Here is a 13,684-nt window from a genome sequence, read left to right as displayed (position 1 = left end):
AGTGCGTGAACTCGTCTCCGGCGAGCTGAGCGTCCTCTCAGACGGACAGTCGTTCACGGACATGAGACAGCGCCTCGAAGCGCTCGGAAAGGAATGAACGCATGGGATCTTTACTGCTTGTCGGCTTAATTCCGGCCGTGATCATGACGATCGCGCTCGGATTGTTCATCCGACATTTATACCTGAACAAAGAATGAAACAAGCCTCGAGCGCGCTCGAGGCTTGTTTTTATGCGTCTGCCGGGTAACGGACGTCGATTTGCCGGCGCATTTCGGTCATGACGTCGGCGAGCGTGCGCATGTCGTCATATGTATGATGCGACGTCTCCCGCTCCCCCGTCTCGATCAACCGAATGAATTCCTGAATCTCGAACGCCATCGGGTTTGTCTGCTCGCTGACGAGCTCCTCGGTCGTCCCGTCACGCCCTTCGAACGTCAACCGGTCGAACGTGGCGATGTCGTCAATTAAGATCCGCCCCGTCTCCCCGATGATTTCAGACGGCGAGTTCGAACCGTGAATCTTCGAATGGAGCATGACGATGTCCATCGCGTCATACGATAGGATGGCCGAGCCGCTGCCGTCGACGCCCGACTCGAGTTTGACGGCGTTCGCCAATACCGTGTTCGGTCGACCGAACAGCTTGAGCGCGGGACCGAGACAATACACGCCGAGGTCCATCAAGGACCCGTTCGAGAAGGCTGGATTGAACGTGTTCGGGTTGTCCCCACGCTTATACAAATCGTACCGTGACGAATATTGCGACTTGTTCAAGATGACGCGCCGGACCGGACCGACGCGATGGAGTTGTTGGCGCAACACGTCGAAGTTCGGCATGAACAAGTTGCGGAGCGCCTCGAGCAAGACGACGTCATGCGCGCGGGCCGTCTCGAGCATCGCGTCGACCTCGCGGACGTTCGAGGCGAACGGCTTCTCACAGAGGACATGCTTGTTGTGACGCATGAACAGGATGCTCTGCTCGGCGTGTAGCGAGTTCGGGCTCGCGATATAGACCGCGTCGATGACGTCACTCGCTGCCATCGCTTCAAGCGATGTGAACGTATAAAGGATGTCATGTTGAGCGGCGTATGTATCTGCCCGCTCCGCCGTTCTTGAATAGATGGCCGTCACTTCTGCGTCCTTGATATGTTGAATCGTCTTTAAAAAAGTGTCGGTAATAAAGTTCGTGCCGATGATGCCGAATCGAATCATAGGTAGTCTCCTCGTTTCTTTGTTTAATTTATGTCTTCGGAAATGAATGAGCCATCCCACTTAACATTTACCCGAAATCAATGTAATAAAAAGGAATTTATCTTTCCTATACGGAACAAGTATAGAGCGAAATCAAGTTGGGAGTAATCATTATGATGAATAAAAAAATGTCATTGCTTTTGTCACCTGTGTTTTTAACCTCCATTCTTATAGGTTGTCAATCACAGGAAGATACTCAAAAAGAAAATGATCCGAGTAAAGTCGCTAAACAAACTGAAGCGAGTCCATCTTCAGAAGATGGCGCGGAGAACATGAAGATTGAAGACTCGATCGCAACGATTAGCATTTCAAAAGACGGTGAGGTAATCCGTTTTAATGATGATGCGTCGATTGAAACGTTACGTGCAGTCATTGAAAGTGCCATGAAAGAAGATGGGATTGTGAACATGTCTAATCCTACACACTATGTAGATGTTGTTTATGCGAACGAAGACAAACAACGTTTTCATTTCTGGTACGGTGAAGCAGGTGAACGAAGTGCGATGATGAGCGCAGACGACACACATTCCATTTATACAGTTTCAGCAGCATTGACAGAAAAAATCATCATTTTAACTCAATAAGATTAACAATAGACCTCAACTCGAGGTCTATTCTTTTCATGCTAGTTTTCAAACGCTTTCTCGAAACAAATATATCGTTCATGCCCTTTAGGTTTTGAATCAAAATGAACACTACCACGTTCGACATAACCATGGCGTTGATAAAAGTTACATGCAGTTTCATTACCCGAAAAACTGTCGAGCCGGATGCTATTGTACCCTTGTAATTTTGCCAAACGCTCCGAAGCGTGGAGAACGAGGTTCCCGATTCCCTTACCTTGTTGCGACGGATGGACCATGAGCGAGTGTATGACGAGCGGCTTATCACCTTGCCATTCAATCTCGTTCCATTCCGAAGATTGCCATTCATCGAGCACGACGATTCCGAGCAACTGCTCACCGTCTTTCATGACATAGACGGAGCCTTCTTTGATACAATCCTCGAAATAGGCGCGGTTCGGGTAAGTGTCGTCCCATTGGAAAATCTGTCTGTGGAGCAAATCGTCTTTACAGGCGAGATAAAGTTGTTCGATTGCATTCACATCTGATGGTGTAGCTAAAGAGATTGTGGTCATTCCAATACTCCATTCTTAAAAGTGACTATTTTTTATTGATCATCCGTTCATATTTTTTATACTCGTCACGGGACATGCTTAGACCGAGCAGCTCAGCGATGGTGTCTTGTCGCCACGTGCTGGGATTGAAATATTGTGAACCCGTATTGAACCAGCGCCCCTTTTGATCGAATCCCCATGTATACTTCACTCGGTCAAGTCCTTGCTGGATGAGCATCTTTCCTTCTCCCGGATTAGAGTAAAAGCGGCGCTTCCCGAGCCATAAGTACGGTTCTGGTGCCCATGGACAGCGCTCGATGGCGAGTTGATAATAGTGCTGCTTCAGATGACTGAACTCTTTCGCCAACGCAATGCAAAGCAAACCACTCACGTCTTCCGGACCTTGTTCGATGAGCGAATCTGCCAAGGCGACGTCCTCATCCGTGATGACAAAGTCATTCCATCCCGTCCAATATAAGGCGAGCGCATAATAGAACGGGTCATCCGGATGATATGTATAGGCGGTGAGACCGAAGCTGTTCACCCGTGCAAAATCTTCGATTGTGTCAATCAACTCATACCCGACGAGCCAGTCCCATCGGTTTTTATCGGTCGGGTCCATCATCACGTGGTCAATCAACAGCTGTTCGATACCCCGGGTCTGTTGAAGGTAATACTCGAGCTGTTTGAACTGTTTTGCCTCAACGTATGCATCGATGCAATCCATCATCGCTTGTTGCTCTGCCGAAAGGAGCTCGTTTCCTGAGTACAGCTCAAAAATATTCCCTACCGTGTAATCATTCAAATTGAGCTCTCCTCTCACACGTCGCTTTTCACAATACGCGCTAGTTCTTCAATCCGTTCACGTGTGATCCCTTCTCGTTGCTCGACGGCGAGTGGATGGTCGGTCGGCTCGAGTTCGATGAAGGGACGCAATCCGACTTCACGAATATGGACGTTCGTCTTCAAGTTGATCGTGTCCGGATAATCGGGCAAGTCCGTCGAGAACCAACCGAACATCGGTTCAAGTTCGACACGAGCCGGATCTTCCCACGCGTCAAGCATCCGAAAGAAGTTATCCGCACTGAGCGATACCCAGACGTTCCAAGTGAAGACGTCGTCCTCTCCGATAATCGGGAGTTCGAGGCAACCATTCACAAAGAAATGTTCCTCGTCTAGGACGCAGATGTCGTCGGTCAAAAAGACGCGCCGCTTCATCTCTTTCTTAGAGAATTCTTCGATATAAGTCGGCATGAGTGAGCCGTATCCGAGCGGTATGTCGATTGGCGTCTGGCAGACCGAGCAGGCACACTGGCCGCTATGCTTGCGCTTCTGTTTGAAACGGTTCATCATTTTACAACTTCTCCTTTAATAAAAAATAAATATAAATGCGGTATTTGAAATAAAATTAGTCTTCTTCTTCGATGGCTTCTAGGACGGTTTCGGGATCGTACTCCATCCCTTTCAAGTCACTCGACCAATCCAATCCACATAGCAACCCGTCATCCGCCATATTCGGCAACCAGCCCGCGACGAACAAATCAAGTGGCAACTCGATAAGCTGATAGTCTTCCCATTCCTCAGCCCTACAAGCAAGTGCGCGTTCACGAGTCGAGAAGAACAGCAACACGTCTGTCGCCTCAATGATTGAAGGCGCATATGCCCAGCCATTGTCCGCTTCGGCCGATAAGCCGAACACCGTCTCGCTTTCAAGGACACGCGCACAGAATCGCTCGATCACGTCCGACTCCAATCGGACCACTTCGACGAACGCATCGATTGAGTCGGCAACTCGCTCGAGTTCCTCCGTCTCATGCCACCAGATATAGATCGTCTCGACGTCTGAAGTCAAAAAACCGAGCTCGTCCCCGCTCCCGTTCGCAGCGACCGTGATAAAGTCTTCCGGTAACCCGCGCTCGTCTCTGTTCGCACGGATGATGTCGTCCCACGTTTTATTGAAGAAGCGTTCGTCTTTGATTGGGTAAAAGAACCACTCCCCGACCTCAAACTTATTGTCGTGAAGCCACGCCTCCCGGAGTCCGTTCGGCAAACGGCTCCCGAGCGCTTGTTCGACCGCTTCGATTGTTTCTAACGTAAATCCTGGCAAATTGGTTTCGATTCGCATTGCAATCCCTCATTTCGTCATTCAATCACATAAAGTATACTTTTTTTGGTGAAAAGAGGGAATGTGTTTTTCGTCTTTGCTGTCTGAACGACTCACACACGAAGCAACGTGACATCCGTTCCGTCGATTTGAATAAACCCGCCAGCACACCCGCGCAGGTCACCGGTCACTCTCCCGCATCGGGTCGGCTTCTCACGCCGACCGAACGCCCAACGATACAATTCGCCGCCCGTCACAAAATAAGCCGCTTCTTCGACAATCGTCATCGCCTCGCTTTCATGGAGCATTTTCGGTGTACGATAGACGATAATTTGTCCGTTACGATCGATATGTGTCAACTCACCGTCGAGTGACGGGAAAGTCCAGACGCCTGAAGCGGTCGTAACAAGGTGCTCACAGTCAACGATAATCGGTGCTTTACGCGTTTCGGGATTATAGCGAAACAGGACGTCACCGCCCTTTGAAAAACAAACGAGCGCCTCCGTCGCGATGCCTTCACCAAAAATCCCTTCATCGCCGTATCCGACCCAAATCCTTGACGTATCAACGGCAACGGACGCGATACATTGACCGGCATGAAATGAAGTCTCGATGCTGCCATCCGTTCGAACAGTCCAAGCATTCGGTTTTGTATCATCGCGAGTAAAGTCGACAATGACAAATGTCGCCTCGTCGATCACCCGGATGAACGGGTCGGTCAGGTCGAGTTTGAGTTTGATCGTATTCGCTCGCCACGTCACGATGGCAACGCCATCTGCATGATGTAACGTGATGAGCTCCTCACCCCACCAATCGGCGTCAACAGCTTCATACATTGTCTCGTTCATCGTTATACTCCTTTCGTCTTCTTGTTAGAACGTCGTTTTTGAATCGAGTCGTCTAAGTTGCGTCCATCCCGCTTCACTATAGACATGTTGGCGTGCGACGTGGCTAGAAGGGGAAACGCTTAAGATTTGGAGTGCCAATCGCTCCGCCTCCTCTTCACTAAGCAGTTTGTCCGGAATGACATGAAAGAATAATACATACTCTTTCAACCGAACATCGTCAGGATCAAGTTCAGTGGCCCTTATCGCGTGTGAAAAACTCCGCTCATAGGCGCCTGCATGGTGACAAAACGGCTGGCTTAATAAAAGCGAGGCGATTTCATGCCATTGTGCCGTCTCTTCTATTTGAATGATTTCGACGATAAAATCATAAAGCGAGAGGTCACCTTCGTCATATCCAACTGTTAAAAACAAATCGCGCACCGTGTCGTCATCATATGTAGCAGCCATTGCAAGCACGGTCCGTACGTCTCGATACCGGATTGCACGTCGAAAGGCCACACGATCTATATGCTTGAACCATCCCATGTTTTGACCTCCTCAGTCGTCTCTCACACGTTCATATGTGCCGTACCGTACGTCATACACCTCGCGCACCGGTTCAAGCGTCACGTCGTTGATCGTGACGAGCCCCTCTTCCCAAACGACTGTCACTTCTTCACACGGATAGTCCCAAAAGATACGCTCTCGCTCTGTCGACCCATCGTGTTCAATTTCCCCTAACATCGCAAAGTCTGTCGTCGTCCCGCCGCTCGTTCGATAAAAGAACATCGTCTGTGTCCCGTCGGGTGAGACTGATTCATAGACGAGCTCACCCTTTGGCACACCATCGATCGTGTCGGCTGCTGTTAAGAAACGGTAGCCACCATACCCGAGCGCAGCCCAAACACATAAACTGACTAAACCAAGGGCAATCAGCCAGCCGTAATGTATGTTTTTCAAGTTCGCTCACCTTCTCGTCCGTCCAAGACTGATCATTCTGAACGTTTCCGCTCTAGCGTTTGACCGGTCACGTTCCAATTCCCGTCTTGTTTCGGGTAGACACGAAATCTGTACCGGTCTCCGAGCCACCCGATCACATCCAACGTATAGAGTGAATCCCAGTGCAACTTGTACACCTGACGAGAGATTCGATACCCTCTCGGAAAGGAACGATCGAACGTCGATGCATCGACCTCGATGACGGCTTCCCGTTTCATCCAGCGACGTTTACCATGGATGTCATATAAATCAAGCGATACCCTAGCTTTATCCTCTCTTATCGTGACAATCAAGTTCGCCCGAATCGTCTCATTCTTATTTTTCGCACGCATCAAGTTTGCTTCGAACGCATAGTCGTGACGCTCGACGTGATTGCGCAACGTATGTAGGACGTCTGGTGTGAAGACGTTCGGCGCAAAGAAGCGTAATGCGTGCTCCACCTCGGTCAGCGCCATTTCCGGGGTGACCTCTTTATCGATTGGTAACACATACACCGGGACAACCCCGTGCTCATACACGATGGCTTGAAGCGATTCACTCGACAACGTGTCACAACAGACAACCGTCAGCGACGCGTCACGAGGAAGTGTAAGCTTCAAGCTCCGAATCTTCTGATGAAGTAACTTAAGCAAGGCATCCAATCTAGGTATCTCGCGCGTCAGCCCGTCTTGACCCAACTGTTCGATTGAAATCCTCATCGTCAACCCTCCCTTTCTCGCAGATCGTCAATCCAACGCTCGAGCTCTTTTTTCTCGTGCAAATATACACCCGGCTCTACCTGAAGGTCGACCCCGTGCAAAAACGTCAGCCCGTCCATCACACTCGCATCAACGTGCATGTCTTCCGTCCGCTTGAGTGCGTCCGCTGCCAAGTCCGAGACGTTTTCGAACGTCAGCGCGCCTGTAAGGACAGCGCATAACCAATCGACAAGATCCTCTCGAGACGGGACGTTCCAGCGCCTCGGAAGTTCATCTGTCGCCAGCTTTCCTCCGTTCACCAGCTTAAAGAGTTCGATGAGCCGCTGGTTTGTCGGCGCAATGTCGAGCACCGTCTCAATCGGCGTCCGAATCGATTTGATCTGATTGTTCGCCTCACTCCATAAAAAGAGCCTCTCATCTCGTCCGTACACGAGCCAATCACCGGAAGCGTCATATCCGATTCGTTGCCCGAGCGGAGATAATGGAAGGTATAACACATCCTCAATAGTGAAGAGCGTCGCAGGCAGCCGTTCACCCGAAGCAGTCGTCATGTTGACGGGACGCTCTTCAATCGGGAGAAACTTTCGCACGTATTCCCATGTCATCGTTCTGACTGCAACCAAGCTTCAAACGAGGGCGCGATTTGCTCGACATGATCACCTGTCTCATGGTCAACGATGACGACTTCATTTGTCTTCAAGTCCACACAGACGAGGTCACCGAGGAAATCTTCATATCCGATGACGGGGAGATGGTTTGGCCACGGTTCTTCCTCATCGAAAACCTCTCCTTGCACCTCGTCGAAACGGTCGCGTTCGTTCAAGAATGCGAAACGCGGCAGCCCTTCTGCATCTTTGATTCGAATTTCCGTTTCGGACGTCGGTAATAACGCCAGCAATTCTTCTTTCGTCATATGACTACCTCCCTTTAATTTTCTTCATTTTACCTCATCATCCTCAAAATATGTTTTATATTCCCATTGATTCTAATTGACAACGATTATGTATAGTGTAAAATTACACTTGTAAGTTATTGTCATTATATCCTTTTTAGTAGTCAATTGAGGTGGACCATGAATAAGAACGATTTTATCCAAACTGTTTCAAAACATATGAAATCGATTCGGATCGAGCAACAGTTTTCGCAAGAAGAAATGGCCGAGGTGATCGGCATCTCAAAAAAAACGCTCATCCAAATCGAGAAAGAACGAACTGTCGCCAACTGGGGCACGGTCGTCACGCTCTGCGCACTCTTCAATGATAGCGAGATTCTGTTAAATGAGATTGGGGACGACCCGGTCGAGTTCGTGAAATTGCTCGCTAAAGAGGTCGCCTACGAGCCGAAATCGAAGACGCTCGGCGGCCGGGTCTGGTGGAAGCAGATCTCGACAGATGGCGATTATGTGATGCAACAAAACGTCATCAGTAGCCACTATCGGATCCTCGATTCAAAAGACGTCCGTTGGTACAGCTCGTTCGATGCGGACGATGCCATGCACGTCTTGGCCAGACTCGCGCGAAATCAATGAGAGGAGCTTCAACATGAACATTAAAAAACGATGCATCGTGACGCTATCGTGCGTCTATGCTATCGCCTTTGTCTTAAACGTCATTCCTTCGGTCACGTTCCCCGATACGACAATCGGACCGCTCCAGGCAACGGCGTCGGTCTTGCTCGTCCTTTGCATGATTGGGACGTGCGTCTTGAACGACCGGGTCGCTAAGCTTTACGTGACCGCCCTCCTGTTCGCCGGTGTGACCGTGTTCACGTTACATAGCTTTGAGACGTATGTGTACGACATCGTCATCCTTGACGCCTTGTTCGCGATTCAATATCCGCTCTACTTGTTATTCGTGACCCCACTCTTCGGGCTCAACTTCTTTTTCAACGTCGAGGCAGATTTCATCGCCTTGTTCGCCTTTTTCATCGGGCTGTTCATCCTTGGTATTCATGAAATAGCGATGATGGTGTCACGGAGATCGGCATGAGCTATTGGTTGCTGATTGGGTTGGCCAGTCTCATCACCGCTCTCATCTATTTCTTGCTTTCACCGAACCTGCAAGACGTGAATGAATGGCTTTGGGTAGGCGGAACAGCCGGGCTGCTCCTGTCGTCCGTCATCGGTTTCAGCACCCATCTCGGACAGAAGCATCATTGGACTTACCGCCAACGGTTCGTTGTCGGAATCGGACAGATTGTCGCGTTTGCGCTGTCATTCAGTCTCATTCTCTGGTGGATCGTCGCAGTTAACATGAATCACATTTGAATGGGAGGAAGATAAATGAACTACTATATTGGGTCCGGTTTTTATAATACCGAGAACGTCAGACGGTTACGCGATCTGCTCACCGCGCAAGGCCATACGCATACGTACGATTGGACGCTCAACGCGCGAGCCGATTCAATCGATGCGCTACGAGCAATCGGAGAAAAAGAGCGTGACGCCATCAAGAATTCTGACTTTGTCATCGTCTTGCTTCCGGCCGGGAAAGGCAGCCACGTCGAGCTCGGGATTGCAATCGGTTCAGGCGTGCCGGTGTTTCTTCACGACACGACCGACAGCATGACGGATTTCGAGACGACGAGCACGTTTTATCACGTCTCGCATGTCGTCCAGCTGACTGATGACCTTGAAGACGTTCCACATCAAATCGATTCTTATTTCCCGTCTGCAAGCTTCTAAACGTTGTTTCTCCTCTGTCGTGTACTTCAACTCCCTTCCCTTTCCCACACAAAATTTTGAATTTACTTGATTTTTATGGCGTCTCAGTCATTTTTGTGACATACTGTTCAAAATTGATTTGAACGGAGACGATTGCGATGCGATCTTGGAAACAACCTTTACTTTTGCTCACTGGGGTCGGCATCTCGAACCTCGGGGCCTGGGTGTACTTCATCGCCCTCAACTTGTTCGTCCTCGAGATGACGCAGTCGCCATTTGCCGTGTCCGTCCTCTATATGCTCGTCCCGCTCGCGGCGCTTTGTGCCAACTTCTGGTCAGGTACGGTCATCGACCGCACGGATACACGACGCCTCATGATTCTACTTGACGCGCTACGTGCCGGTGTCGTCTTTAGTCTCGCCTTCATCGACTCGCTTGCCCTCATTTATGTACTCGTCTTTTTCTTGAATATCGCCAGTTCCGTCTTTGAATCGGCGTCCCTCGTCTACATGACGAAGCTCGTTCCAAGTAACGATCGACAACGGTTCAACGCGCTGAAGAACTTCGTCCAATCGGCTGGTTTTATCCTAGGACCAGCTATCGCCGGGCTTTTGTTTATGATTGGCAGTCCGACGCTCGCCATTCAGTTGAATGCGTTGGCGCTACTCGTCTCCGTCGGCATCCTCGCGCTTTTACCAACGCTCTATGCGGCCCGTGACGAAGTTGAAGTGTTCAGTGTACGCATGATCATCGAAGATTGGAAGACGGTCGTACGCTTCGCGTCGACGAAGCGCTACGTGACGCTCGTTTATAGCCTTTTCTGCGTCATGACGATTTTCATGTCCGGACTCGACTCGCTTGAGGCATCGTTTGCGACGCAAGTGCTCGACTTCTCCGAGAGCCGTTACGGCTTTCTTGTCAGTGTCGCCGGAGCCGGGATTATCGCCGGATCGATCATCAATGCGATGTTCAGTGCGAGGATGACGTTGTCGTTCTTGATTAGTTTCGGTGCTGTGATGACGCCAGTCGGCTATCTCGTCTTTGCCTTCTCGGAATCATTCGTGGTCGCGTCTGTCGGGTTCTTCTTACTCACGTTCGCCTTGTCGTTCGCGAACACCGGCTTCTTGTCGTTTTATCAGAACAATGTCCCGAACGAGCTAATGGGCCGCTTCTCCGGGGTGATCAGCGTCGCGGAGTCTGTCTTGATTATCAGCTTGACGTTCGGCATCGGTCTTCTCGCTGAATTTGTCGGGATCCGTTCGACGTACATTGCCTTCTCGCTCGCGTTCTTGCTCGTCGGCTTAATCACGGTCCGGATTGCACTAGAACGTTCGAGACGTTCATTGTACGATACCGTTTCATTTGAAGAAGCGTCATGAAGAACAGAGACAGTCGTTTATACGAAACGGCTGTCTCTGTTCGTTTTACCTTAAAATATTTAAAGAATGTACTCGCTTCATTTCGAAAAGTCGATAATCCGACGTCATCCCTTGTTCTATAATGAACATAAAGTGCCTTCTCTTGGTTAACCCACCTATACATGGGATAATTGTGAGGGAAAGCCTCAAACTCAAAAGATACACAAGGAGGGATGACTATGAACCGATGGACCAACGAATCGTTAAAGCTGATTGGTCTCATCTCTTCCCTGCTCATCGGAACGATACTCTATACCATCTTACTCGTGGAAAGTGACAGCGGATTTCTCGGCTTATTGATTTTGCCGGTCATCGTCATAACTTCACTCGCCTTCGGGATGCGGGCTGGCTTGTCGATTTCTGTGACACTGCTCGTCTTTCTCTTCATCTACTTCCAATCGTTTGCCCCACTAAACGCACAAGGGGAAGTCCAGTTCTTCAATTGGCGCGGGATCGGGTTTACCACACTTCTCCTCATGCTATCTGTCGTTTCTGGCCTCGTTCACCAACTCGTGAAGCGCGTTCAGCGATCGCGATACGCACTTGAAGAACGTGCGCGACAACTGATTGCCGTTGACCCCGAAACGTGGCTCGATAACGCCGAGCGGTTTCAACTGAACGTCAACAGCGAACGTGACCGTCTCGTCCGCCATGGTGGTGCTTTCTCGGTTTCGTTCATTCAATTTGACGACTTTATGCGTTTCGAAGAGACATATGGACGCACTGAGTATGAATGGTTTTTGAATTACTTCAGTGACGAACTCCACAGGGCGACACGGCGCACGGACCAAAAATATCGAATCGGCCATGACACGTTCGCCATCATCTTTCCGTACACGTCTCCAGAGGCGGCGCAAGTTGTCCACGACCGCATCCGTCCGTTGCTCGAGGACTATGAGTTACAGAGCGGCGAGCACGTGAGACTGACATACGAGGACATGTTTTATGAAGTGACGCTTGAGAACGCCACGGTCATGGTCGATGCGATTCTCGAGAGGGCTTCATCGCTTCATTAGAATCGTTTTGACCTAGTAAGCCCTTGAGCGATCCGTCGGTGGACGTGATTGTTCAAGGGCTTTTTCGTAGTCTGCGTGACTCGTCTTGTCTATACAGGATTCACGACACACGAGAGCGAAATCAATATATAACACACCATCAAGGAGGCATGGTTCCCATTTCATCGACCGTCTATAGCATTAAACCGATCCAGTCACCACGCGAACTCGACGCATCGTTCCCCGTCATGAACCAATTGCGGACCGACCTGACCCTCGACGCCTATCGTGAGCTCGTCGCCGCCATGCGGCCCCAAGGCTATGAACTTTATGCGCTATACTCCGACGATACGATCGTAGCGCTCGCGGGCATAGAAGTTCGCGTCAATCTTTATCTCGAGAAGCACGTCTACATATATGACCTCGTGACGTGCGCCGCGCATCGTTCAAACGGATACGGTGAGATGCTGCTTCACTTCGTCCACGAATACGCACGCAATCGTGGCGCCCATTACGTTGCCCTCGAGTCTGGACTCGCCCGAACCGAGGCGCACCGTTTTTATACGGACAAGATGGACTACGCCATCACGAGTTATTCCTTAAGAAAAAAACTTTGATATACATGAAAAAAAGAAGAGCAAGTCGCTCTTCCCATTCTCATTATATCGAGATTCTCGAACCACAAACAGACTGTTTTCCCCTAATTTCATCCACTACACTGTGAAGACAGCCTGACTGAAGGAGAGATGATACATGAACGATGACAACACACCGCTCGACCGTGGCCCGTTTTTCCACGGTACGAAAGCCGAACTGAAGCTCGGGGACTTGCTTGAACCAAAACAACGCTCGAACTATCAAGACAAACAATCGAACTATATCTACTTCACGGCGACGCTCGACGCCGCCAAATGGGGCGCTGAGCTCGCGAAGTCTGACGCCCGAGAGCGCATCTATCTCGTTGAACCGACCGGTGACTTCGAGAACGACCCGAACTTGACGGACAAACGCTTCCCCGGCAATCCGACCCGGTCGTACCGCTCGAGCGAACCGATCAAAGTCGTGGCCGAGCTTGGTGCTTGGGAACGCCATTCCGTCGAACAAATCGACCAGATGCGCGCCGCGCTTGAGAAGCTTCGTCTAGAAGGGAAAGATGTCATTGAAGACTGACATGAAGGAGAAGTACTTTGAAGAAATCGTATCAGAAACGTAAATGGCTCATCCTCGTCTTCACCGTCTTCGGATTATTGTATGCGACGACGTATATCCCGCAACGCGTCATCACGACAACATCATCGAGCGTGGCTCGCATTCACATATTTGACGGTCAGAGCGGTTATGAGCTCGACTTGAGTGACCGAGACGACATCATCGCCGTCATGCAAAATTTAAATGATGTCACGTTTCAAAAAGGAAAAGTGAGCTTCGGTTATATGGGGTACTCATACCACATCACGTTGTATGGCAAGGATGGGGATGAGCTCGATGATTTTATTATCAACAGTGCCGACACCGTCCGTTACCGCGGCTTCTTTTACACGGCGAAATCAGGAAGAATCGACTATGACATGCTTGATGAATGGATGCAGGAGCTCAAATCATACCGCGAGGATTGA

21 protein-coding genes are annotated in these 13,684 nt (G+C 50.0%); 10 read left to right on the top strand and 11 right to left on the bottom strand.

What is annotated here, in order from left to right:
* Positions 1-228: 228 nt before the first annotated feature.
* Positions 229-1,209, bottom strand: coding sequence for a Gfo/Idh/MocA family protein (locus L971_RS10480; protein WP_047375712.1), 981 nt, complete (start codon positions 1,207-1,209; stop codon positions 229-231).
* A gap of 152 nt (positions 1,210-1,361) precedes the next feature.
* Between L971_RS10480 and L971_RS10475 the strand changes: the two genes are divergently transcribed.
* Complete coding sequence (locus tag L971_RS10475; protein WP_024370372.1) at positions 1,362-1,832, top strand: hypothetical protein; 471 nt, start codon at positions 1,362-1,364, stop codon at positions 1,830-1,832.
* Between the two features lie 41 nt (positions 1,833-1,873).
* On the opposite strand, the gene L971_RS10470 is transcribed toward L971_RS10475, so the two are convergent.
* The 10 genes from L971_RS10470 to L971_RS10425 all read right to left on the bottom strand — a co-directional run bounded on the left by L971_RS10470 (position 1,874) and on the right by L971_RS10425 (position 7,906).
* On the bottom strand, positions 1,874-2,386 hold the full coding sequence (locus L971_RS10470; RefSeq protein ID WP_047375710.1) for a GNAT family N-acetyltransferase: 513 nt from the start codon (positions 2,384-2,386) through the stop codon (positions 1,874-1,876).
* A gap of 25 nt (positions 2,387-2,411) precedes the next feature.
* Entirely contained in the window at positions 2,412-3,170 is a 759-nt protein-coding gene (locus tag L971_RS10465; RefSeq protein ID WP_047375708.1) for a hypothetical protein, read from the bottom strand.
* A gap of 14 nt (positions 3,171-3,184) precedes the next feature.
* Positions 3,185-3,718 carry a DUF2199 domain-containing protein gene (locus L971_RS10460; protein ID WP_024370369.1) on the bottom strand — a complete coding sequence of 178 codons (534 nt, stop codon included), beginning with the start codon at positions 3,716-3,718 and terminating at the stop codon, positions 3,185-3,187.
* Positions 3,719-3,773: 55 nt separating this feature from the next.
* A complete protein-coding gene (locus tag L971_RS14855) occupies positions 3,774-4,490 on the bottom strand; it encodes a DUF2750 domain-containing protein (protein ID WP_024370368.1) in 717 nt (238 codons plus the stop codon).
* 92 nt (positions 4,491-4,582) lie between these two features.
* Entirely contained in the window at positions 4,583-5,317 is a 735-nt protein-coding gene (locus tag L971_RS10450) for a hypothetical protein (RefSeq protein WP_047375706.1), read from the bottom strand.
* A 24-nt stretch (positions 5,318-5,341) separates the two neighbouring features.
* Entirely contained in the window at positions 5,342-5,842 is a 501-nt protein-coding gene (locus L971_RS14850) for a hypothetical protein (RefSeq protein ID WP_052200364.1), read from the bottom strand.
* Between the two features lie 12 nt (positions 5,843-5,854).
* Positions 5,855-6,256, bottom strand: coding sequence for a DUF5412 family protein (locus L971_RS10440; protein WP_024370365.1), 402 nt, complete (start codon positions 6,254-6,256; stop codon positions 5,855-5,857).
* A gap of 32 nt (positions 6,257-6,288) precedes the next feature.
* Positions 6,289-6,993, bottom strand: coding sequence for a hypothetical protein (locus L971_RS10435; protein ID WP_047375705.1), 705 nt, complete (start codon positions 6,991-6,993; stop codon positions 6,289-6,291).
* Positions 6,994-6,995: 2 nt separating this feature from the next.
* Positions 6,996-7,598: a hypothetical protein gene (locus tag L971_RS10430; protein ID WP_047375704.1), complete on the bottom strand. Its 603-nt coding sequence runs from the start codon at positions 7,596-7,598 to the stop codon at positions 6,996-6,998.
* The gene (locus tag L971_RS10425) at positions 7,595-7,906 is read right to left on the bottom strand and encodes an SMI1/KNR4 family protein (protein ID WP_047375702.1); all 312 of its coding nucleotides are present in this window, start codon (positions 7,904-7,906) and stop codon (positions 7,595-7,597) included. Before L971_RS10425 ends, L971_RS10430 begins: the two co-directional genes overlap by 4 nt.
* A 159-nt stretch (positions 7,907-8,065) precedes the next feature.
* On the opposite strand from L971_RS10425, the gene L971_RS10420 reads away from it, so the two are divergent.
* The 9 genes from L971_RS10420 to L971_RS10380 all read left to right on the top strand — a co-directional run bounded on the left by L971_RS10420 (position 8,066) and on the right by L971_RS10380 (position 13,684).
* Entirely contained in the window at positions 8,066-8,521 is a 456-nt protein-coding gene (locus tag L971_RS10420; protein WP_047375699.1) for a helix-turn-helix transcriptional regulator, read from the top strand.
* Between the two features lie 13 nt (positions 8,522-8,534).
* The gene (locus L971_RS10415) at positions 8,535-8,981 is read left to right on the top strand and encodes a hypothetical protein (protein ID WP_024370360.1); all 447 of its coding nucleotides are present in this window, start codon (positions 8,535-8,537) and stop codon (positions 8,979-8,981) included.
* Positions 8,978-9,259: a hypothetical protein gene (locus L971_RS10410; protein ID WP_047375697.1), complete on the top strand. Its 282-nt coding sequence runs from the start codon at positions 8,978-8,980 to the stop codon at positions 9,257-9,259. The genes L971_RS10415 and L971_RS10410 overlap by 4 nt, the downstream gene beginning before the upstream one ends.
* 15 nt (positions 9,260-9,274) lie before the next feature.
* The gene (locus L971_RS10405; RefSeq protein ID WP_047375695.1) at positions 9,275-9,676 is read left to right on the top strand and encodes a nucleoside 2-deoxyribosyltransferase; all 402 of its coding nucleotides are present in this window, start codon (positions 9,275-9,277) and stop codon (positions 9,674-9,676) included.
* A 137-nt stretch (positions 9,677-9,813) separates the two neighbouring features.
* Positions 9,814-11,034 carry an MFS transporter gene (locus L971_RS10400; RefSeq protein ID WP_047375694.1) on the top strand — a complete coding sequence of 407 codons (1,221 nt, stop codon included), beginning with the start codon at positions 9,814-9,816 and terminating at the stop codon, positions 11,032-11,034.
* Between the two features lie 218 nt (positions 11,035-11,252).
* On the top strand, positions 11,253-12,089 hold the full coding sequence (locus L971_RS10395; protein ID WP_047375692.1) for a GGDEF domain-containing protein: 837 nt from the start codon (positions 11,253-11,255) through the stop codon (positions 12,087-12,089).
* A gap of 149 nt (positions 12,090-12,238) precedes the next feature.
* The gene (locus tag L971_RS10390; RefSeq protein WP_047375690.1) at positions 12,239-12,685 is read left to right on the top strand and encodes a GNAT family N-acetyltransferase; all 447 of its coding nucleotides are present in this window, start codon (positions 12,239-12,241) and stop codon (positions 12,683-12,685) included.
* A gap of 136 nt (positions 12,686-12,821) precedes the next feature.
* On the top strand, positions 12,822-13,238 hold the full coding sequence (gene arr, locus L971_RS10385) for an NAD(+)--rifampin ADP-ribosyltransferase (RefSeq protein ID WP_024370355.1): 417 nt from the start codon (positions 12,822-12,824) through the stop codon (positions 13,236-13,238).
* A gap of 17 nt (positions 13,239-13,255) precedes the next feature.
* The gene (locus L971_RS10380) at positions 13,256-13,684 is read left to right on the top strand and encodes a hypothetical protein (protein ID WP_052200363.1); all 429 of its coding nucleotides are present in this window, start codon (positions 13,256-13,258) and stop codon (positions 13,682-13,684) included.

It is taken from the genome of Exiguobacterium sp. ZOR0005, assembly GCF_000798975.1.
GTDB classification, from domain to species: domain Bacteria; phylum Bacillota; class Bacilli; order Exiguobacteriales; family Exiguobacteriaceae; genus Exiguobacterium; species Exiguobacterium aurantiacum.
Note: the sequence above shows the minus strand (reverse complement) of the source record. Positions and strands in the feature narration are given on the sequence as shown.

Bases quoted from the DNA above. Each gene is read 5' to 3' on its own strand.
- L971_RS10480 (WP_047375712.1), bottom strand. From the start codon at position 1,209: ATGATTCGATTCGGCATCATCGGCACGAACTTTATTACCGACACTTTT.
- L971_RS10475 (WP_024370372.1), top strand. From the start codon at position 1,362: ATGATGAATAAAAAAATGTCATTGCTTTTGTCACCTGTGTTTTTAACC.
- L971_RS10470 (WP_047375710.1), bottom strand. From the start codon at position 2,386: ATGACCACAATCTCTTTAGCTACACCATCAGATGTGAATGCAATCGAA.
- L971_RS10460 (WP_024370369.1), bottom strand. From the start codon at position 3,718: ATGATGAACCGTTTCAAACAGAAGCGCAAGCATAGCGGCCAGTGTGCC.
- L971_RS14855 (WP_024370368.1), bottom strand. From the start codon at position 4,490: ATGCGAATCGAAACCAATTTGCCAGGATTTACGTTAGAAACAATCGAA.
- L971_RS10450 (WP_047375706.1), bottom strand. From the start codon at position 5,317: ATGAACGAGACAATGTATGAAGCTGTTGACGCCGATTGGTGGGGTGAG.
- L971_RS14850 (WP_052200364.1), bottom strand. From the start codon at position 5,842: ATGGGATGGTTCAAGCATATAGATCGTGTGGCCTTTCGACGTGCAATC.
- L971_RS10435 (WP_047375705.1), bottom strand. From the start codon at position 6,993: ATGAGGATTTCAATCGAACAGTTGGGTCAAGACGGGCTGACGCGCGAG.
- L971_RS10430 (WP_047375704.1), bottom strand. From the start codon at position 7,598: ATGACATGGGAATACGTGCGAAAGTTTCTCCCGATTGAAGAGCGTCCC.
- L971_RS10425 (WP_047375702.1), bottom strand. From the start codon at position 7,906: ATGACGAAAGAAGAATTGCTGGCGTTATTACCGACGTCCGAAACGGAA.
- L971_RS10420 (WP_047375699.1), top strand. From the start codon at position 8,066: ATGAATAAGAACGATTTTATCCAAACTGTTTCAAAACATATGAAATCG.
- L971_RS10415 (WP_024370360.1), top strand. From the start codon at position 8,535: ATGAACATTAAAAAACGATGCATCGTGACGCTATCGTGCGTCTATGCT.
- L971_RS10410 (WP_047375697.1), top strand. From the start codon at position 8,978: ATGAGCTATTGGTTGCTGATTGGGTTGGCCAGTCTCATCACCGCTCTC.
- L971_RS10405 (WP_047375695.1), top strand. From the start codon at position 9,275: ATGAACTACTATATTGGGTCCGGTTTTTATAATACCGAGAACGTCAGA.
- L971_RS10400 (WP_047375694.1), top strand. From the start codon at position 9,814: ATGCGATCTTGGAAACAACCTTTACTTTTGCTCACTGGGGTCGGCATC.
- L971_RS10395 (WP_047375692.1), top strand. From the start codon at position 11,253: ATGAACCGATGGACCAACGAATCGTTAAAGCTGATTGGTCTCATCTCT.
- L971_RS10390 (WP_047375690.1), top strand. From the start codon at position 12,239: ATGGTTCCCATTTCATCGACCGTCTATAGCATTAAACCGATCCAGTCA.
- arr (WP_024370355.1), top strand. From the start codon at position 12,822: ATGAACGATGACAACACACCGCTCGACCGTGGCCCGTTTTTCCACGGT.